This window comes from Pseudomonas sp. RU47 (assembly GCF_004011755.1).
In the GTDB taxonomy this organism is placed as follows: domain Bacteria; phylum Pseudomonadota; class Gammaproteobacteria; order Pseudomonadales; family Pseudomonadaceae; genus Aquipseudomonas.
This window is the reverse complement of sequence record NZ_CP022411.1, coordinates 1,755,496-1,775,846: the sequence shown is the minus strand read 5'-3', so window position 1 is coordinate 1,775,846 and position 20,351 is coordinate 1,755,496. Positions and strand designations below refer to the sequence as shown.

Annotated in this window: 20 protein-coding genes; all 20 read right to left on the bottom strand. The window is 59.4% G+C overall.

All coding sequences use genetic code 11. The annotated features are described in order from the left end of the window. Positions 1-4: 4 nt before the first annotated feature. On the bottom strand, positions 5-1,363 hold the full coding sequence (gene fliI, locus CCX46_RS08055; RefSeq protein WP_064119534.1) for a flagellar protein export ATPase FliI: 1,359 nt from the start codon (positions 1,361-1,363) through the stop codon (positions 5-7). Next, entirely contained in the window at positions 1,353-2,159 is an 807-nt protein-coding gene (gene fliH / locus CCX46_RS08050; RefSeq protein ID WP_127926313.1) for a flagellar assembly protein FliH, read from the bottom strand. The genes fliI and fliH overlap by 11 nt, the downstream gene beginning before the upstream one ends. Before the next feature lie 4 nt (positions 2,160-2,163). Continuing rightward, a complete protein-coding gene (gene fliG / locus CCX46_RS08045) occupies positions 2,164-3,183 on the bottom strand; it encodes a flagellar motor switch protein FliG (RefSeq protein WP_007920042.1) in 1,020 nt (339 codons plus the stop codon). Beyond that, positions 3,176-4,963, bottom strand: coding sequence for a flagellar basal-body MS-ring/collar protein FliF (fliF, locus tag CCX46_RS08040; RefSeq protein ID WP_127926312.1), 1,788 nt, complete (start codon positions 4,961-4,963; stop codon positions 3,176-3,178). Before fliF ends, fliG begins: the two co-directional genes overlap by 8 nt. Positions 4,964-4,978: 15 nt before the next feature. Further along, positions 4,979-5,308, bottom strand: a complete 330-nt coding sequence (fliE, locus tag CCX46_RS08035) for a flagellar hook-basal body complex protein FliE (RefSeq protein ID WP_123452716.1) — start codon at positions 5,306-5,308, stop codon at positions 4,979-4,981. 128 nt (positions 5,309-5,436) lie between these two features. Continuing rightward, positions 5,437-6,828 carry a sigma-54-dependent transcriptional regulator gene (locus CCX46_RS08030; RefSeq protein ID WP_127930368.1) on the bottom strand — a complete coding sequence of 464 codons (1,392 nt, stop codon included), beginning with the start codon at positions 6,826-6,828 and terminating at the stop codon, positions 5,437-5,439. A gap of 5 nt (positions 6,829-6,833) precedes the next feature. Next, positions 6,834-8,045, bottom strand: coding sequence for a sensor histidine kinase (locus tag CCX46_RS08025; RefSeq protein ID WP_127926311.1), 1,212 nt, complete (start codon positions 8,043-8,045; stop codon positions 6,834-6,836). 109 nt (positions 8,046-8,154) lie between these two features. Next, complete coding sequence (locus tag CCX46_RS08020) at positions 8,155-9,630, bottom strand: sigma-54 dependent transcriptional regulator (protein ID WP_007920053.1); 1,476 nt, start codon at positions 9,628-9,630, stop codon at positions 8,155-8,157. Between the two features lie 172 nt (positions 9,631-9,802). After that, positions 9,803-10,099, bottom strand: coding sequence for a flagellar protein FliT (locus CCX46_RS08015; RefSeq protein ID WP_095122700.1), 297 nt, complete (start codon positions 10,097-10,099; stop codon positions 9,803-9,805). An 11-nt stretch (positions 10,100-10,110) separates the two neighbouring features. Further along, positions 10,111-10,509 carry a flagellar export chaperone FliS gene (gene fliS / locus CCX46_RS08010; protein WP_095122701.1) on the bottom strand — a complete coding sequence of 133 codons (399 nt, stop codon included), beginning with the start codon at positions 10,507-10,509 and terminating at the stop codon, positions 10,111-10,113. A 129-nt stretch (positions 10,510-10,638) separates the two neighbouring features. Further along, positions 10,639-12,081: a flagellar filament capping protein FliD gene (fliD, locus tag CCX46_RS08005; protein ID WP_127926310.1), complete on the bottom strand. Its 1,443-nt coding sequence runs from the start codon at positions 12,079-12,081 to the stop codon at positions 10,639-10,641. Between the two features lie 82 nt (positions 12,082-12,163). After that, on the bottom strand, positions 12,164-12,520 hold the full coding sequence (locus CCX46_RS08000; RefSeq protein WP_108226850.1) for a flagellar protein FlaG: 357 nt from the start codon (positions 12,518-12,520) through the stop codon (positions 12,164-12,166). Between the two features lie 73 nt (positions 12,521-12,593). Then, positions 12,594-13,454, bottom strand: coding sequence for a flagellin domain-containing protein (locus CCX46_RS07995; RefSeq protein WP_016771090.1), 861 nt, complete (start codon positions 13,452-13,454; stop codon positions 12,594-12,596). 242 nt (positions 13,455-13,696) lie between these two features. Next, positions 13,697-13,963: a hypothetical protein gene (locus CCX46_RS07990; protein ID WP_127926309.1), complete on the bottom strand. Its 267-nt coding sequence runs from the start codon at positions 13,961-13,963 to the stop codon at positions 13,697-13,699. Next, positions 13,960-15,249: a motility associated factor glycosyltransferase family protein gene (locus tag CCX46_RS07985; protein ID WP_127926308.1), complete on the bottom strand. Its 1,290-nt coding sequence runs from the start codon at positions 15,247-15,249 to the stop codon at positions 13,960-13,962. Before CCX46_RS07985 ends, CCX46_RS07990 begins: the two co-directional genes overlap by 4 nt. Positions 15,250-15,336: 87 nt before the next feature. Then, positions 15,337-16,263, bottom strand: coding sequence for a ketoacyl-ACP synthase III (locus CCX46_RS07980; protein WP_016984292.1), 927 nt, complete (start codon positions 16,261-16,263; stop codon positions 15,337-15,339). 226 nt (positions 16,264-16,489) lie between these two features. Beyond that, the gene (gene pseI / locus CCX46_RS07975) at positions 16,490-17,542 is read right to left on the bottom strand and encodes a pseudaminic acid synthase (RefSeq protein ID WP_127926307.1); all 1,053 of its coding nucleotides are present in this window, start codon (positions 17,540-17,542) and stop codon (positions 16,490-16,492) included. Next, the gene (gene pseG, locus CCX46_RS07970; protein ID WP_127926306.1) at positions 17,535-19,040 is read right to left on the bottom strand and encodes a UDP-2,4-diacetamido-2,4,6-trideoxy-beta-L-altropyranose hydrolase; all 1,506 of its coding nucleotides are present in this window, start codon (positions 19,038-19,040) and stop codon (positions 17,535-17,537) included. The genes pseI and pseG overlap by 8 nt, the downstream gene beginning before the upstream one ends. Next, the gene (gene pseF / locus CCX46_RS07965; RefSeq protein WP_127926305.1) at positions 19,037-19,732 is read right to left on the bottom strand and encodes a pseudaminic acid cytidylyltransferase; all 696 of its coding nucleotides are present in this window, start codon (positions 19,730-19,732) and stop codon (positions 19,037-19,039) included. The genes pseG and pseF overlap by 4 nt, the downstream gene beginning before the upstream one ends. After that, on the bottom strand, positions 19,729-20,349 hold the full coding sequence (locus tag CCX46_RS07960; RefSeq protein ID WP_127926304.1) for a pseudaminic acid biosynthesis-associated methylase: 621 nt from the start codon (positions 20,347-20,349) through the stop codon (positions 19,729-19,731). The genes pseF and CCX46_RS07960 overlap by 4 nt, the downstream gene beginning before the upstream one ends. Positions 20,350-20,351 lie beyond the last annotated feature (2 nt).

The window sequence follows — 20,351 nt, the reverse complement described above, 5'->3', positions numbered from 1 at the left end:
CCGGTTAGCCGCCCGCCGCCGGGGCAAACAGGGTTTCGAGGTAAGCCTGGCTTTCGCCCATGTTGATTTTGTCGTTGAGGCCCTGACGCTGATACCGGACCAACTGCGGTTGCAGGGAGATCGCCAGATCGGTCTCGCGGTCGCCACCGGCAACGTAGGCACCGACGCTGATCAGATCGCGGCTCTGCTGATAGCGCGACCACAACTGCTTGAAGTATTGCGCGCGCTGCATGTGTTCCGGCGAGACCACCGCCGGCATCACCCGGCTGATCGACGCTTCGATATCGATGGCCGGATAGTGCCCCTCTTCGGCCAAGCGCCGGGACAGCACGATGTGGCCGTCGAGCACGCCTCGCGCCGAGTCGGCAATCGGGTCCTGTTGATCATCGCCTTCGGACAACACGGTATAGAACGCGGTAATCGAACCGCCGCCCTTCTCTGCGTTACCGGCACGCTCAACCAGTTTCGGCAATTTGGCGAATACCGACGGCGGATAACCCTTGGTCGCCGGCGGCTCGCCGATTGCCAGGGCGATTTCCCGCTGCGCCTGAGCGAAACGGGTCAGCGAATCCATCAGCAACAGGACGTTCTTGCCCTTGTCGCGGAAATATTCGGCGATGCGCGTGCAGTACATCGCTGCGCGCAGACGCATCAGCGGCGCATCGTCCGCTGGCGAGGCAACCACGACGGAGCGTTTGAGGCCTTCTTCACCGAGGCTGTGCTCGATGAATTCCTTAACTTCCCGACCCCGCTCACCGATCAGACCAACGACGATAATGTCGGCCTCGGTGAAGCGCGTCATCATGCCCAGCAATACCGATTTACCGACACCGGTACCGGCAAACAGACCCAGACGCTGGCCACGCCCGACCGTCAGCAAACCGTTGATGCAACGGATGCCGACGTCGAGCGGCACGCTGATCGGGTCACGGTTCAGCGGGTTGATCGTCGGGCCGTCCATCGGCACCCAGTCTTCGGCTTTCATGCCGCCCTTGCCGTCCAGCGCACGGCCGGCGCCGTCAAGCACGCGACCGAGCATGCTCATGCCCATCGGCAAACGCCCGGTATCAGCCAGTGGCACCACACGGGCACCCGGGGCGATGCCGGCGACGCTGCCGACCGGCATCAGAAAGACTTTGCTGCCGGAAAACCCCATGACTTCCGCTTCCACCTGGGACGGGTGATAGCTGTCGTCATTGATCACCAGGCAACGTGTGCCCATGGCCGCGCGCAGGCCTTCGGCTTCGAGGGTGAGGCCGACCATGCGCAGCAGGCGACCTTCAAGAATCGGCGCGCCGGCAATCTCGGTGGCCTCAGCGTAAGTGCTCAGGCGCTTGGCGAAACTGGTGCGTTCAAGGCGCATCGGGGTTGTCCGCGAGCGGCTCGTCAGGGACAGCCGCCGGTTTTACGTCTTCTGGAATGTCCAGGCTCAGATCCGCTTCAGCCGGGTGCAAAGCCTGTTCGTGCAACTGATCGAACAGCTTGTCCATGACCTGACCAACGCGGGTTTCAATGCTGGCATCGATGCGGCTGTGCTCGGTTTCAACCCGGCAGCCGCCCGGCAGCAGCGCTTCGTCCTCGACGATGCGCCAGGTTTCCTCATGACGCTCGCGCAGGGCCTTGGCCTGCTCGAAATCCTGCGGATTGACGTACAGGCGCACGTTGTCGACGCCCAGCGGCAACAGCTTGAGCGCATCGCGCATGACGTGTTCGATCTGGCTGGAATCGATGGCCAGCTCGCGCTTGATCACCTGTTTGGTGATGTGTTGCACGAGGTCGACCAGCGACTTTTCGATCTGCGTATCTTGCTCGGCGATCGGCTCGAACAGGTTCGCCATCAGTTGCTCAAGGCTGGCAAGTTTTGCCGCCAGCGCCACTTCAGCTTCCTGACGGACCTTGAGCGTGGCGCTGTGAAAACCTTCTTTTTCGCCGATGCCGAAGCCCTCGTTGTAAGCCTCCTGACGGATGCTTTCGAGTTCTTCCAGGGTCAGTGGCTGGACTTCTTCCAGCGGCACTTCTTCCATTTCCGGCGGTTCGGGCTCCGGCTCGGGCTCGGGTTCCGGTTTCGGCGGGTCGAAGCTGGGCATGGCCCAGGATTCGAAACCACGGACATCGCGGGCACGGATCAGATCCGTCACATCGTCGTCGTGCTTGTCCATGGGCTTAGATCATTTCCTCGCCACCTTTGCCACCGAGTACGATTTCGCCGGCTTCGGCCATACGACGGGCAATGGTGAGGATTTCTTTCTGCGCGGTTTCGACGTCGCTGACGCGCACCGGGCCCTTGGCCTCGAGATCGTCGCGCAACAGTTCGGCGGCACGTTTGGACATGTTCTTGAAGATCTTCTCTTTGACGCCTTCGTCCGAACCCTTGAGGGCCAGCACCAGCACGTCGGAAGACACTTCGCGCAGCAACGCCTGGATGCCACGGTCGTCGACATCGGCAAGGTTGTTGAACACGAACATGAGGTCTTCGATCTGACCGGACAGGTCTTCGTCGACTTCGCGGATCGAGTCCATGAGCTGGCCTTCGATCGAGCTGTCGAGGAAGTTCATGATGTCCGCCGCACGCTTGATGCCACCCAGGGTGGTGCGCGAGGCATTCGAGTTGCCGGAGAACTGCTTCTCGAGAATCTGGTTGAGCTCTTTCAGTGCTGCTGGCTGCACGGTGTTCAACGACGACACGCGCAGGATGATGTCCAGACGCACCTTGTGGTCGAAGTTGCCGAGCACTTCACCGGCCTGATCCGGGTCGAGGTACGCGACCACGATCGCCTGGATCTGCGGGTGTTCGTAACGGATCACGTCGGCAACGGCGCGCGGCTCCATCCATTTCAGGCTGTCGAGGCCGCTGGTGTTGCCACCGAGCAGGATGCGGTCGATCAGGCCGTTAGCCTTGTCTTCACCCAGGGCTTGGGTGAGCATTTTGCGCACGTAGTCGTCGGAACCGACGCCGAGGCTGGTCTGGTCGCCGACGATGTCGACGAACTCGCTCATGACCTGCTCGACCTGCTCGCGATGGACGTTGCCCATCTGCGCCATGGCCACGCCGACGCGCTGAACCTCTTTCGGGCCCATGTGGCGCAGCACTTGCGCGGCATCGGTCGAACCCAGGGACAGCAGCAGAATCGCGGCTTTGTCGACCTTGTTCAGTTTGACGGTTGCGGCTCGGTTATCACTCATCTGCGTTAATCCACTCTTTCACGACCTGAGCCACGCGACCCGGATCCTCGGCCACCAGACTCTTGATTGCATTCAGTTGCGCGTCATAACCCTCACTTGGGCTCGGCAACAGAATGCTCTGCGGACCACCGAGGCTCACGCGGTCGTTGGAAAGTTCGCCGTCCAGGCCGCCCATCCCGCCGAGTTCCACGTCGCTGCCAAGACCGGTCAGCTCCTTGCCTTTGCCGCCGCCGGTGATGTTGTTGAGCACCGGACGCAGCACACCAAACACCAGCACCAGAATGAACAACACACCCAGCACTTGTTTGACGATGTCCCAGAACCATGGCTGGGAGTAGAACGGAATATCGGCAATCACTTCGCCGCGCTCGGCGGAGAACGGCATGTTGATCACGCTGACGCTGTCGCCACGGCTGGCGTCGAAACCGACGGCGTCCTGGACCAGACGGGTGAAGCGCGCCAATTCGTCGGCGCTCCACGGCGCACGGGTGGTTTCGCCGTTGGCCGCGTTGACCTTGACCTGATCGTCGACCACCACCGACACCGACAGACGATTCAGGCGACCCTGCTGCTGTTTGGTGTGGCTGATGGAACGGTCGAGTTCGAAGTTCTTGGTCGATTGTTGACGCTTGTCCGCCGGGTACGGCGCGAGCATCGGCTGGCCGGTGGCCGGATCCATGATCTGCTGACCATTGGCATCGACCAATGGCTGACCTGGCTGCACCATCGCGGCCGGCGCGGCGGCGCCACCGGTGGTTTGCGGTGCCGAGGCTGGCGACGGCGGCTGGTTGCTCAGGGCACCCGGCACACCTTGCGGGCCATTGCTGGCGGTACGTTGTTCGTTGACCGACTGCTCGCTGCGCAACGCCGGTTGATCCGGGTTGAACTGCTCGGCTGTGGATTCGACGGCATTGAAATCGATATCGGCCGAGACTTCAGCCTTGTAGCGATCGTTGCCCAACACCGGTTGCAGAATGTTGTGCACGCGCTGGGTGAGCATGCTTTCCATGCGACGGCTGTAGTCGAACTGCTTGCCGGCCATGGTCATTTCGGAGTTTTCCGCCTGATCGGAGAGCAGGTTGCCCTTCTGATCGACGACGGTGATCTGCGATTTGCTCAGCTCGGGAACGGAAGTCGCCACCAGGTTGATGATCGCAATCACCTGACCCGGCTCCAGCGAACGACCGGAATACAACTCGACCAGGACCGAGGCGCTTGGCTTGCGCTCATCACGCACGAACACCGAACTCTTCGGAATCGCCAGGTGCACGCGGGCACCCTTGACGTTGTTCAGGCTGGAAATGGTCCGCGCCAGTTCACCTTCAAGGCCACGACGGTAACGCGTCGCCTCCATGAACTGGCTGGTGCCCAGACCTTGTTCCTTGTCGAGGATTTCGAAACCGATGTTGCCGTCGCTGGGAGTGACACCAGCAGCAGCGAGTTTCATCCGCGCACGGGACAGGTCGTCGGCCTTGACCAGCAAGGCGCCGGAATTCGGTTCGACGTTGTAAGGAATGTCGGCGGCGGCCAGGGTTTCCATGACCTGCTTGGCGTCCATGCCGGCAAGGCTGCCGTACAACGGGCGGTAATCCGGCTGCTGCGACCACAGCACCACGGCAAAGCCAATCGCCACGCTCGCAGCCAGGCCGACCAACAGGCCCACCTGACGCAGCATGGTCATCTCGGAGAGGTTTTCCAGGAAGGACAGGCCGAACAGCGGCGGTTTGCCGTCTATCGGGGTGGCCTTGGCCGGAACGTTATCGGCGACTGCTTCTGCCATGACTCAATCTCGTCCTTAAACCGGCATCTGCATGATGTCTTGATAAGCCTGAACCAGTTTGTTGCGCACCTGGGTCAGAGCCTGGAACGACACGCTGGCTTTTTGCGAAGCGATCATCACGTCCGTCAGATCGACGCCGCTCTTGCCCACTTCAAATGCGTTGGCCAACTGAGTCGACGCCTGCTGGGTATCGCTGACCTTGTTGATCGCCTGACCGAGCATGTCGGAAAAGCTGCTGCCCGCCAGTTCAGGGACAGCGGTCGTCGATTTCGGCGCAGACATGGCATCCAGCTTCATGGCCTTCATGTCTGTCATCAACCGATTAAATTCAATACCTTGGCTCATGGTCTACTCTCTTGGGCGGCCCGCAATTTTTTGACACTCACTCGGCGGGTACACAGGTATTAGCAACAAGGGTGCCAGCTCATGGACACCCCTTTCAGAAAAGCATTTTCAATTTTTTGCGGCACGTCTCAGGTGGCGAACAGATAACCTTCGACGTCCATCCCGGCATCGCGCATTTGCGCCAGTTTGTAGCGCAGGGTGCGCGGGCTGATACCGAGCTTTTCTGCGGCTTCCTTGCGTCGTCCACGCTCGGCGCGCAGGGTGTCGATAATCATCTGAAACTCCCGGCGGCGCAGGTCATCGCCCAGTGCACCGGCAGAATCCGCTTCGATTTCCACTTCGCGAATCACAGCAGAAACCGGCGCGCTGACGGGCATCGCGGTGTACGTCACGGGACCGGCCAGGCAGAAATCCTGCGGCTGAATCAAACCACCCTGCTGCAGGATCAGCGCACGCTGAATGGCGTTATCCAGCTCACGCACATTGCCCGGCCACGGGTAAGCCGTCAGACACGCTTGCGCCTCAGGCGAGAGTTTCGCTGTGGCGTGCTTCATTTTATTGACGTGTTTGGCCAGCAACCTTTCGGCCAGCGGCAAGATATCGGCAGTGCGCTCGCGAAGTGGACGCCAAGCGAGAGGAAAAACCGACAGACGGTAAAAAAGATCTTCACGGAACCGCCCCGCCGCCACTTCGCCGGCCAGATCGCGGTTGGTGGTGGCGACCACGCGTATATCCAGAGCAATCGGTTTACGCGCACCGACGCGCTCGACCTCGCGCTCCTGCAACACGCGCAGCAGTTTGGCTTGCAGGCCAAGGGGCATTTCCGAGATTTCGTCGAGCAGCAGCGTGCCGCCGTCGGCCTGTTCGAATTTGCCGGCCTGCGCCGCGATGGCACCGGTGAACGAACCCTTCTCGTGACCGAACAGCGTCGCCTCGAGCATGTTGTCCGGGATCGCCGCGCAGTTGATCGCAATGAACGGCTGGCTGGCACGATGGGATTGCTGATGAATGTAGCGCGCCAGCACTTCCTTGCCAGTACCGGACTCGCCGGAAATCAACACGGTAGAATCGCTGCGCGCCACTCGTGCGGCCAATTCGAGAAGTTGCGTACTGGCCGGCTCGACAGCAATAGGGCCTTCGCTTTCGCTCGCGCCAATAGTGCCCAGTGCATGCCGCGCCACCAGGTCCAGCAAAGCCTTGGGTTCGAACGGTTTGACCAGATAATCCGCCGCGCCTTGGCGCATCGCATCGACCGCGCGCTCGACGGCGCCATGAGCGGTCATCAGCAACACCGGCAATTGTGGCTGGCGAGCACGCAACAGCGCGAGCAATTGATGACCATCCATGCCTGGCATGTTGACGTCACTGACCACCAGACTGAACGCTTCGCGCGTGACCGCCGTCAACGCGTCTTCAGCGCATCCGACCGCCTGGTAATCGTGCCCGGCCAGCAGCAACGTATCAGCCAGTGCTTCACGCAACGAGCGGTCATCCTCGACCAGTAAAACCTTGATGCCCATGACGTTCACTCAGCTCCCTGTACTGCGGAAAACAGCGGCAGGATGACCTGCGCGCACGTGCCACGCCCGACTCGCGAACGCAGCAGCAATTCTCCCTGATGTGCACGCGCTACCGCTTTGACCACGGTCAGGCCGAGGCCAGTACCGGTGACTTTGGTGGTAAAAAACGGTTCGCCGAGCCGCGCCAGAACAGCCGGTTCGATGCCGCTGCCACTGTCGCTGATGCACAGGCGCAGGCTGTTGTCGCGGGTGTAGCAATGCACTTTCAGGCGAACGTCGCCGGCACTGGCCTGAATCGCGTTTTCAATCAAATTCAACAGTGCCCCGACCAGCGTGTCGCGATTGCACAACAGCTCGCCGACATGACTGTCGCACTGCCAGCGGATGGGCAGATCCTGCACATGGGTCAGCGCCGCAGCTTGCAGGGCCTGCATCAAAGCGTTGGGTGTGAGGCGGTCGGTCAACGGCAATTCACCGCGAGCGAACACCAACATGTCGCGCACCTGATGCTCCAGCTCATGCAGACGCTCTTTCAGGCGCCCGGCGAAACGCTGCTGGGTGGCGACCGGCAACTCCTGCTCAGTCAAATGACTGGCGTAGAGCAAGGCAGCCGACAATGGCGTGCGGATCTGATGCGCCAGCGAGGCGACCATGCGCCCCAGCGAAGACAAACGCTCGTGGCGCGCCAGTTGATCTTGCAGATGACGGGTTTCTGTCAGGTCGTTGAGCAGCACCAACTGACCCGGCTCGGCGTCCAGCGAGCGGGTGGCAATCGACAGGCGTCGACCATTTTTCAGAGATATTTCATGACCGTCGTCTTCACGCGGGGCAAAACAGCGGGCAATGACGTGGCGCCACAATTCGCCTTCAAGCGGCAGCCCGAGCAACTCGATGGCAGCCGGGTTGGCCTCGTGCACCATGCCGTGACCGTCAATGACGATGACACCACCGGGCAACAGATCAAGAAGGTTTTGCAGACGATTGGCCAAGCGCTCTTTTTCGGCCAGCTCCTGCATGCGCTGGGCGCTGACTACCGCCAGCTCTCCCTTGAGCTCGGTCACCCGCGCCTCAAGCATGCTGTAGGAGTCTGTCAGTTGGCTGGACATCTGGCTGAACAGCTCGAAGGCCTGCTCAAGACCCTGTCGGCTTGCCTGTTCTACGGAGGACGGTTGCCCCTCGGGACTGGAGGCAGAAGACATCTGGGCGGCTTGGGGCATTGTGCTTCTCGCTTGGCTGACCGTCAGTTAAACGGAACGTTGCGAGGGCTGTAGCAATACCCGTGCCTAAAAAAAACTGCTTATAAATGAAGCAGTTGAAAAACAGGCGTCAATCCTCCGCCTGTTCATCTCCATCGCGCCGGCTCATGCCGTACTTGCGCATCTTCTCGACCAGCGTGGTACGACGGATACGCAGACGTTCAGCGGCACGCGCCACAATGCCATTGGCATCGTCCAGCGCCTGCTGGATCAGGCCCTGCTCCAGACCACCGAGGTAGTCTTTCAGGTCCAGGCCTTCCGGCGGCAGCATGGCGTTGGCGGTGAAGTCCGGCGTATGGCCATTGATCGCCACGCGCTCTTCGAGATCACTGCGCAGGCTGTCGACCATTTGCTCGTCTTCGTCATCGACGTAGCGGAATTTCTTCGGCAGTTCGACCACGCCGATCACCCCGTACGGATGCATGATCGCCATGCGCTCGACCAGGTTGGCCAGCTCGCGGACGTTGCCCGGCCAGCCGTGACGGCACAGAGACATGATCGCCGCCGAGTTGAAACGGATCGAACCACGCTTCTCGTGCTCCATGCGCGAGATCAGTTCGTTCATCAGCAACGGAATATCTTCGACGCGCTCACGCAGCGGCGCCATCTCGATCGGGAACACGTTCAGGCGATAGTAGAGGTCTTCGCGGAAGGTGCCGATCTCGATCATGCTTTCGAGATTCTTGTGCGTTGCGGCAATGATGCGCACATCGACGCTTTGGGTCTTGTTGCTGCCCACGCGCTCGAAGGTGCGCTCCTGCAGCACGCGCAGCAGTTTGACCTGCATCGGCAGCGGCATGTCGCCGATTTCGTCGAGGAACAGCGTACCGCCGTTGGCCAGTTCGAAGCGGCCGGCACGACTGGTGATCGCACCGGTGAAGGCGCCCTTCTCGTGACCGAACAATTCGCTTTCGAGCAGCTCTGCCGGGATCGCCCCGCAGTTGACCGGAACGAATGGCGCATCGCGACGCTTGGAATGGTAATGCAGGTTACGCGCAACCACTTCCTTGCCGGTGCCGGACTCGCCGAGGATCAGCACACTGGCGTCGGTGTCGGCGACCTGCTGCATCATTTGGCGCACGTGCTGAATCGCACGGCTGGTGCCAACGAGGCTGCGGAACAGATTGGGTTCGCGATGACGACCGCGCTCGCGGGCCTGGTCATACATCTCGCGATAGACCTGGGCACGGTGCAGGGAGTCGAGCAATTTGCTGTAGCTGGGCGGCATTTCGAGGGTCGAAAGCACTCGGCGACGCTGGTCTTCAGGCAAGTCAACGGAAGAATTATCGCCCATCAACAAAACCGGAAGGAACTCATCCCAGGTTGAGAGTGTCTTTAACAAGCCCAAAAGCGCGCCAGGAGCATTAACGGTCCCGATCAGTACGCAAATGACCTCACGACTAGACGACAAAGAGCCGACTGCCTGCTGCCAGTCATGGCTGCCGCAGGGTAAATTTTCTTCGCCGAGAAAATTTAGAATCACCGCCAGGTCGCGGCGGCGGACGCTATCGTCATCGATCAGCAGAATTTTGGTTTCACGCCACATGCAATAGCAACTTCCCTAGTCAACTCAATGCCCGAAAAATGGGGCAAGCGAGACGCTTGCAGGACACCATGTGCCTGTAGACGCCTGAAATCTGAAAACAGCCACTAGTTAAGTCAAAAAACCGTGCACAGTCAAATTTATGGCGCACATGTCTGGATTAACTGGGGGTTAATTAACCAAACAGATGGTAAACCTTTGCCGCGTTCTGCGCTTGGGTGATCTGCGACATCTCGTTGGCAATCGCTTGCCGCTCACCCATGGCCACCTCAAGAAGCTCCTTGTAGACATGGAGCAACTCTTCAAGATTGTCGCGCAACGCGACTTCGTCCAGCGAAGCCTCAGCCATGACGTCTTCCATGCAGGAACGGCAAGCCAGATCCAGCTCGCCAATGGCTTCCCAATTACGCTCGGCCAATGCTGTGACCAACGCTTCACGGGTATCGGCGATTCGCTGCAATACAAGACTCATGACGATCTCCTTCAGAACTGCGGAGCTGGCGTAGGCGCGATCGCATCCCAGCCTTCTTTTACCGTACTCAGCAAGCCTGCAACCTCGTCGAGAATGCGCAGATCACTGCTGATGTTCGCCTCGGCGAGGCGCTTCATCATGTAGATGTACAGCCCGTCCAGATCAGCCAGGGTGTCTGCGCTGTTTTCAAGGTCGAGGCCTTCGCGCAGACCACTGACAATGCCGATCGCCTTGCTGATCGAAGTGCATTTGCCTGGAATGTCCTTGCGCTCGATGGCGCCTTTGGCCTGAGCGATACGGGCCAGTCCACCTTCCATCAACATTTGCACCAGACGGTGCGGGCTCGCTTCGGATGTCTGAGCGTGTGCGCCGACTTTCTGATACTGCCGAAGGGCTAACATCGGATTCATGTTCTACCTCATTGCCACAATGACTCGTATAACCAGTGTATCGCCAACGAATCACAAAACTTTAGAGCAGAAGACAAAAACCCGGCACACGCCGATAAAGCGTAGCCGGGTTTTTGTCGTTCCTGCCTGTTACTTCGCGGATTGCTGCGCGTTCAGCGAGCTGAAGAACGACGTGATGTTGCTCGCCGTAGCCTTCATCTGCCCTACCAGCAAGTCCATGGCGTTGTACTTGGCAGTCAACGTCTTGGTCAGGTTGGCCACACGCAGGTCCAGCGCCAATTGCTGCGACGTGAGGCTGCGGGTGTTGTTGTTCAGAATGGTCATACGTTGATCAAGCAGACCGCTGGTGGTTTTACCATCAGCAGAAGCTTTGAGGTACGGATCGACCGCCTTGGTCATACGCGCCAGCAGACCGTTCTTGTCGTCGGTGCCGGTGAACAACTGCTGAACCTGACCCGTCATGCCTGGCTGAGACATAGCCTTGTTGAAGGCAGTAGCGTCCAGCGTCAGCTTACCGGTGTCGCGATCAGTCATGACACCGATCTGCGACAGCACACCCAGCTCGCCTGGCGACGAAGTGGTCAACTGAGCACGAATGTCTGCAATCAACGTACGCGGCAGAGAGTCACCGGTAAACGCGGCCTGCACCGTCAACTTGCCATCTTCGTCTGGCGTTGCCTTGGACAGGCTATCGATGGTGGTCTTGAGCGTGTTGAAGGCGTCGACGAATTGCTGAACAGAAGCCTGCAAGCCCTTGGTGTTGGTATCGACTGAGACCTTCACCGCCGTAGGGCTGGCTTCTACCAGGTTCATGGTCAAGCCACTGATGGCGCCGCTCACCGTGTTGCTTTTGCTGGTCACGGTAAGACCATCGATGGTCAGCTTCGCATCCTTGGCAATGTCGCCCACAGACCCTGAATCACCGGCGGTCGGGGTGGCAGACATGACCTTGGTGCCATCGATTTCCAGACCGGCAATGCCACTGACCGTCAGGTCGGAGCCGGCGCCCGTCTTGTTCGAACTGATCACCAGACGCGAAGCGCCCGAGCTGTCGGTCACGATGTTGGCGGAAATGCCGTTGATACCCTGCGCCTTGTTGATGGCGTCACGGGTGGTCTGCAAGGTGGCATTGGCCGGAATATCGACATTGTAATCAGTGCCATTCTGACTGATTTTCAGGGTACCACTCGGAATGGCACTGGCCGCGCCGCCGGCAAAGGATGCACTGGCTACTTTCGAGCCGGTGGCCAGGTTATTCACCACGACACTGTATGTGCCCGAAACAGCCGTGTTATCGGAAGTAGCGGTCAGCGTTGCCGGGGTAGCCGAGGTCGCCGTGTAACCGGCAAACGCAGGGTTGGTCTTGCTGCTCAGATCGGTCATTGCCTTCTGATAGGCCGCCAACGCGCTTTTCAGCGTACCGACACCGGAAATCTTCAGGGTGTTGGTTTTAGTTGCGGTATCGATCTGCGTCTGTTTGGCAGACTTGTCGGCGTTTACCAGCGCGGTGACGATCGCGCCGATGTCCAGGCCGGAACCCAGTCCGGAACCCGGTAGAATTGGACTTGCCATGTGCATCTCCCTTCAGATTGTTGCCATTCTTTTGACCGTTACACGCGCCCTGAGAACGGACAAACACTATTCATGCCAGCTATCAGACTTTGGCGTCGAACAACACGTGACTCGCATTGGCGAGGCTGTCTGCCAGCTTGAGGGCTTCTGCGGAGGGAATCTGTCGTACGACCTCACCCGTCTCGCTTGCGATCACCTTGACGATGACCTTCCCGGAGTGTTCGTCGATCGAAAACTCCAGATTGCGCTTGATCGACTGTACAAACTTTTCGATCTCCTGCACCGCCAGTTTCAACTTGGCGTCGTCCGTTTCCTGACTCTTGGCAGCGACCGGCGCTTCAGTCTTGGCAACTTTAGGCATCTCTGACGATTTGTCAGCAACCGGTGGCACTGGCTTGGGAGCCGGATAAGACACGTTAAGCTTTACGCTCATGTCCATGCCCATCACCTCTTAACGTAAAAAGGCGAGAGAGCGCGACCAGCGCACTCCCCCGCCCAAACTCGATCCGAAATTACTGAAGCAGCTTCAGTACAGCGGAAGGCAGTTGGTTGGCTTGAGCCAGAACAGAGGTCGAAGCCTGTTGCAGGGTTTGCTGCTTGGTCAGGTTAGCAGTCTCTGCGGCGAAGTCGGTATCTTGTACGCGACCTTGTGCAGCAGTGGTGTTTTCGGTGATGTTCTGCAGGTTGGAGATGGTGCTGGTCAGACGGTTTTGCGAAGCACCCAGGCTGGCACGGGTTGCACCGATAGCAGCGATAGCGGCGTCGATTGCGGTGATCGCGTTGTCGATGTTCTGCGAAGCAGAACCAGCACCAGTACCCGAAGTACCGGTCAGAACTACAGTACCGCTACCAACCGACAGGCTGACGGCGTCGAACTTGGAGCTCAGTACCAGGTCGATGTGGTTAGCCGAACCGGTGTTTGCGCCAACTTGCAGAGTCACAGTACCAGCCGAACCGTCCAGCAGGTTTTTGCCGTTCAGGTTGGTAGCAGCCGAGATACGGGTGATTTCGTCAGACATCTGAGCGAATTCAGCGTTGGTTGCGGTCTGGTCAGCAGTGCCGTTGGTGCCGTTACGTGCTTTAACAGCCAGTTCACGCATACGCTGCAGGATGTCGGTCGAAGCTTGCAGAGCGCCTTCAGCGGTCTGGGCAACGGAGATACCGTCGTTGGCGTTCTGGATGGCTTGGGTGTTACCACGGATCTGCGAGGACATACGGTTCGAGATCTGCAGGCCAGCGGCGTCGTCTTTAGCGCTGTTGATTTTCAGGCCGGAAGACAGGCGCTGCATCGAAGTCGACAGAGCGTCGGAAGCGCGGTTCAGGTTTTTCTGAACGTTCAACGACGTGGTGTTGGTGTTTACTGTTAAAGCCATGACGAATTCCTCGTTGGTTGGGTACTGCGGCTTCCGGCCCTGGCAACCGCCGGGTATGGCCTAGAGAACCTTCGTAATAGTTATCGTCGGGTTTGCAGGTTGCTTGAGGGCTTTTTGAAAAAAATTTGCCATCACCCTGCCACCCCCGAGAAAACAAAGACTTAGCAGCCCATCCGCCGCGAAAAAATGACGTCATAAAACCGACTGCCGCGCAAACCTGCGGGCCAGTGCTGTCGGCGTGTTCAGGCCCGAACACTTCCCAGCAAATCCACCAGCTCGTACTCCATAGAGTCAGCCAGCCCCAACCAGTCCTGACGCTCCTGGCATTCGAGCATTTGCATTAACAGCTGCGCCCACTCCTGCTGAACCTCTGCCGGGGCAGACGCTAAACATTGCTGGGCCTTTTCAAACACATCGACCATCGTCAGCGCCGCTTCGACATCGCGCCCGAGGCGAAACAAACCCGCACACTGGCGACATTCATCCTTACAGAGGCTCAGCGTACTCATCGCACAAACTCCGGGTTGAAGCCGGTTCCGGCGATCAGCGCCCCGGAGCGGCTGCTGTTGAGAAATTCGACCTGTGGATGTGCAGCGATATAGCGCTCCAGCACACACAAATAACCGCGAAAGTTGAGCTGTGTGGTCACCCGCTGACCATGGCCATCGCGCACCCAATGCCGCGCCTGATTCACCGGTGGCCCCAGATCGCCGTCGTTCCAGCCTGCATGGGTCTTGTTCATCGGGAAGGCGAAGTCAGCACCAAACAGCGTGATGCCGGTGGCACCCATCTTTACCGCCAGATCCACCGCCGGGTGAATCACACTGCCGCCCACGTGCAACTGCGCTCGCGGGTGTTGCTCACGCAGATTCGCGTAGATCGGACTCGCGGAATAACCACCGTAACGCTTGCCCTTCCACGCCTTCAACACCGACGGATCGCTCATCGGCAGATACACCAGCGGGATGCCGTCGGACTCCTCGAACGGCAGATGGCGAAAGCTGATGCGCTGATCAATGCTCACCACCAGGTCAGGCACAATCCCGTGTTCGCGCAGCGGTCGATACGCGGTGTCGACACAGAGGAACAACGGGCGTTCGGCGCGTTGACGGATTGCCGCCAGACGCTGGTAATGCTGCTCCAGCGTCGGCCCGGTGGCGATCACGTAGATTTCCCGGCCGGCACAGGTGCCGAACAACTGCGCCACATCCGCATCGGCGAGCAGCACCGGCAGGCATTCCTGCAAACGCTGTTGAATCTGCGGTGACTGCGGATCGAAATCCCGATTGTTGAAGCTCAGGTGCACTTCGCTGACCAAGCGATCACGCACTTTCGCGTTGAAATCGTCGGCCAGCAGCATCTCGGCAGGCAGGGCAAAAAACGGCGTAAAAAAGTCTGGATGGTCGCCGGCGTAAAACAACTCGACGCGCGGATCTTCCAGCCAATGGCGCTGATCGAGCAGTTGCACCACCAGCGCGAACAATGCGCCATTGAGGATGTGCACGTACAGACGCTCAAGCCCTTCACGCTCCAGTAGCACGCTGGGCAAATCGCCGAGGCCGGTACCGTAGACATGCAATTGCGGCTTGTCCGCCAGGCTTGCCGCCTGAATCCGGGCTTCATGGATGCGGTCATGGCGGCTGGTGAGCTGAACACCATTAACGCTGAGCGTCGATCCCAACCCCTGCACCAGTTCGGCCTGGACTGCCGCACTGTCTTCCGCCATCAGTCGCTCGAACAGCGCCGGCCAGCGCCGTTGCAACACCTCGGCATTGGCTTGAAAAAACTCGCTCATGGCGCCTCGCGCTCCCTTACAGGCAAAAAAATAGCGTTCAAGGTTAACCTTGAACGCTATTTTTGTATCCGCCGTTTTTGATCAGACTCAAGGACGATAGATGATCGCCGAGCCCCACGACAGACCGACGCCAAAACCGCTCAAGGCAATACGCTGCCAGTCGGAATCGATGACGTGTTTTTCCAGCAGCAACGGAATGCTCGACGACACGGTGTTACCGGTCTCAACCATGTCTTTGATGAATTTTTCCGGCTCACCTTCGAAACGTCGCGCCACCGCATCGACAATTGCCGCACTGCCCTGGTGAATGCAGAAGGCATCGATGTCATCCGCCTTCAGACCTGAGTCATCCAGCAACTCGTGCAAGTGTGCCGGGACTTTCAGCAAGGCAAAGTTGAACACCTGACGACCGTTCATGAAGAATACGCCATCGGTCACTTTCAAATGCGGTGCACCGGAGCCGTCAGTACCGAACTTGGCTTTGCCCAGCGCCCAGGTCGGCTCTTCGCCCATCCACGTAGCCGTCGCGGCATCGCCGAACAGCATAGTGGTGTTGCGGTCTTCAGGGTCGACGATTTTCGAATACGGGTCAGCGGTGATCAGCAGACCATTCTTCAGGCCAGCGGCTTCCATGAAGCCCTTGATCGCGTAGATGCCGTAGACGTAACCGGAGCAGCCCAGGGAAATATCGAACGCCGCAACGTTGGTCGGCAGACCGAGTTTGTCCTGCACGATGGCGGCGGTGTGTGGCAGGCCTTCTTCGTCACCGTTCTGGGTGACGACGATCAAGGCGTCGATCGACTCACGCTTCAGTTCAGGGTTGCTGGCAAACAGCGCATTGGCCGCTTCCACGCACAGATCGGAGGTTTCCTGTTCAGCGTCTTTGCGTGGCAGAAACGCCGAACCGATCTTGCCAAGGATGAACTCTTCATCCTTCTCGAATTTTGCACCTTGTGCGTAATTGTCCACGCCGGCTACAGGAACGTAGCTCGCAATGCTTTTTATGCCAATCATTACGGCTTCCCAATAAAAAACAGCCCAAGACCACCGCTCGCAAGGATTTCGAGGGGCGCCGACAAATAGAAAACGGCCGCCACAACGGGCAGCCACGGGGAGCGCAAAGGGCTATCACTGGAATCGAAAACGAGCCAGGCGCCATCTCCCCGATCAATACAATACAGTGAAGATGCGCGTTATGACTCGCAGGTCACGCTATTTTGCCGAATCGGTGCAGATCGGGTTATTCGACCAACGACCAGTCCAGAGGCGTGCCGCGCTTGATCGGCGCGCGGGCGCGGCGGCCGAGGACGGCGTCGGTGTGCTTGGGCGGCAGACCGAGACCCGGGCGAATGGCGCGCAGATTGTCCCCGGTAAAGGTGTCACCGGCGGCCATGTCAGCCGTGACATACAGCGAGCGGCGATACACCAGCGACTTGCGTTCAGCCTCTGTGACGCCGTAATGCACCTGCCCCATGGCCTGCCAGGCGCGCTCGGTTTCCACCACCAGACTGGCCATTTCTGCCGGTTCCAGCGAGAAACTGGCATCGACGCCACCCGCTGAACGGTCGAGGGTGAAGTGCTTTTCCACCACCGTCGCGCCAAGCGCCACGGCTGCCACCGACACGCCAACGCCCATCGAGTGATCGGACAGCCCCACTTCGCAACCGAACAACTCACGCAGATGGGGAATCGTGCGCACGTTGCTGTTGAGCGGCGTTGCCGGGTAAGTGCTGGTGCATTTGAGCAACACCAGATCTTTGCAACCGGCCTCGCGCGCGGCGCGAACGGCCTCATCCAGTTCAGCGATACTGGCCATGCCGGTGGAAATGATCAGCGGCTTGCCGGTGGCGGCCACACGACGGATCAACGGCAAATCGGTGTTTTCGAAACTGGCGATCTTGTAGGCCGGAACATCGAGGCTTTCGAGAAATTCCACGGCGCTGTCATCGAACGGTGTCGAGAACGCGAGCATCCCCAGTTCCTTGGCACGAGCAAAAATCGGTGCATGCCATTCCCACGGTGTATGGGCTTTTTCATACAAATCGTAGAGCGAAGTACCCGCCCACAGACTGCCCGGATCCTTGATGAAGAATTCGCCCTCAGACAAATCCAGCGTCATGGTTTCGGCGGTGTAGGTTTGCAGCTTCAGCGCATGCGCCCCCGCCTTGGCCGCTGCCTCGACAATTTGCAGGGCGACGTCCAGTGACTGGTTATGGTTGCCGCTCATCTCGGCGATGATGAAGGGTGGCGCCTCGGCACCGATCAAGCGGTTGCCGATCTTGAAACTAGTCATGCGGGGAATCCTTCAAAACACGGGTGAACGCACAAGCACTCTGAGTGAACCCGGCGTCACGAAACACATTCAACGAGGGACGATTGTCCGGCAACACCCGAGCGGTGATGACCTTCAGTTGCGGCCAGTGCGCGGCAACAAATGCCTCACCACGGGCCAATAGCGCCCTGCCCCACCCCAGACCCATCCGCCGTTCGAGCAGGTAAATCGAGACTTCGGCTTCAAACCCGCGCAGGTCATACCGCACAACGCCGACCGCACCGTCATCCGCCTCGGCGATCAACAGCAGGCGCTGTGGATTGCGCAAACTCGCCGTCAGCCAGTTCAGGTGCTGCGGCCAGTCGATCACGCCGCTGTCCAGCGACCAGCGCCGTACCGTTTCGGCATTACGCCCATCGAACAGCAACTGCGCATCATCCAGAGTCGCCGCACGCACCTTCAGCACCGCACCGGCCAGTGCCACCGCAACACGCTCGGCACCACGCCCGTCGACCAGTTGTCGCGAGCGTTCGGCCAGGCTTTGGCGCAAATAATGATTGCCGGTGACAAAGCCGATGGCGTCGCGCAACTGCTCGACACTGACCTGCTCACGAGCGCCCATGAACACATGTGCGCCCGCCGCTGCCATGACTTCGCCGTTGCTCTGCTGATTGTTCGACACGGCGATACAGATCGTCGGCAACCCCATCGCCGCCCGCTCCCAACTGGTGCCGCCCCCAGCGCCGATAAACAGATCCGCTTCAGTCATGCGCTGATGGAAATCGCTGACGAAGCTGTGCAGGCGCCAGTTCGGCCGCGTCTCGGCCAAGGCCTGCATCGGCGTCCACGCCGGATTGTCGGCACCGGCGACAAAGTCCACTTGCAGATCGCTGTATTCGGCCAGGGCGAGCATTGCGTGATGAGTCTGCATGGCCGCATCGAAGCCGCCGAAATTCACCAGCACGCGGCGAGCCCTGGGTTTGATTTCGATGGCCGGGCAACAGAACTCTTCGCGCAACATGGCATAGCGCGGGCCAAGCAAGGTGCGACAGCCGTCGGGTAACAGCGGCTGATAATTTTCATGCAGACCGGACAGATTCTGATTGAGCAAAAGATCCGCGCTGTAGCGCCGGGTAGCCAGATCGTCGACTGCCGCTATGCGCTGCGCCCAGCGCCGGGCGGCGGTTTGCCAGTGATGATCGAGGCCGTAATGATCGACGATGATCCAGTCGAACCCGGCATGGCCGGCCAACAACAGATCCAGCGCGTCGATGTCGGCCTGCCACGGCAGCATGGATTCGATGGCTTGCTGTGGGTCTTCATCACAATAGAGATCCGGCAACGCAAATGTCTCGAACCCTTCGGCGCTCAGCATATCGAGCTGATGTCCCGGCAATTTTCGACAGGCAAACGCGACATGGCTGCCCTGCCCGCGCAACACTCGCGCCAGCGTCAGGCAGCGGGCAATGTGGCCGCTGCCGATGGTTGGCGAGGCGTCGGCACGAATCAGTACTCTCATTGCAACTCTCCACCCGCCTTGAGCGCGGCGTATAGGTATTCGGCGCGCTTCCAGTCTTCAAGGGTGTCGATGTCCTGCACCAGATGCCGGGGCAGAATCACCGGCAGGCTGGCTGGCGAATAGAGCACCTCGCCGCGCAACCACGCCTCAGTGCGCCCCCAGTAAAACTGACCGGCGTCCTGAAATGCTTCGGGCAAATCCTGCGAACGTGTATTGCGAAATTCCGGATACAAAGCGCTCAACGCACCCTGCCCGTCCAGCGTCAGCGCACGCTGCACCGGAAAACCGAAACTGCACACGGAGAACGCGAAAGACTTCTCCAGGTGCTGCTCCAGCAATTCGATGCCCTGGCGCAGATAGCGTGCCTGCAACAGCGGCGCCGTGGCATACACGCAACAGGCGTAATCGTACGCCGGCAACTGCTGCAAGGCATGCACGATCACTGCCGCCGTGCCGGTGAAATTATCGGCCAGGTCTGCCGGGCGCAAAAAAGGCACCTGCGCGCCATGGGCTCGCGCCACATCGGCAATTTCGGCATCGTCGGTGCTGACCACGACCTGATCGAACAAGCCCGATTCCAGCGCAGTGCGGATCGAACGGACAATCATCGGCACGCCGTCGAATGGCAAGAGATTCTTGCGCGGGATGCGTTTGCTGCCGCCACGGGCCGGGATGATTGCAACGTTGCTCAAGGACGTTTTTCCAACAGGAACCAAGTGATGTCGTCCGCCGGGAATTGCGGATCGCGGTGATAGGCAAAACCGTAATCGAGCAGGTGCAGATCGGCATAGCGATCAAGCATCTCCCCGGCAAAATCGCGCTTGAACAGCTTGCCGCTGTTGCCACGATAGGACACTTCCACCGGTGCCGGATTGTAATACTCGGCGATCAGGATGTAGCGCTGGCTCAGCTCGTACAACTGCGCATAAGCGGTCGGCAACAGCTCCGGGGCCAAGTGAATCAGCACGCCTTTACTCAGGGTCAGGTCGTAGCGGCGCTCGCGCGGGAAATCGAACAGCGAGCCATGCCAGATCTGTGCAATGTCCAACGCCCGTGCCTGAGCACAGGCGCTGTCATTGATCTCGACGCCGAACAGCTCGCAACGGGGCAGAAGTTGATGCAACGCCTGCAAATTATTGCCGGCGTTAGTGCCCAGTTCGACCAGGCTCTCGATGCCTGCGGCACGGCTCAGGGCTTTGGCAAACAACGCCAGATTCGTCGCCACCAGCGGTTGGCCGACATTGCGCTCGACGTACTGGTTACCGAAGTCGCCCTGCCAGAACTTTTCCTGCTCACTCAAATGACGCATTG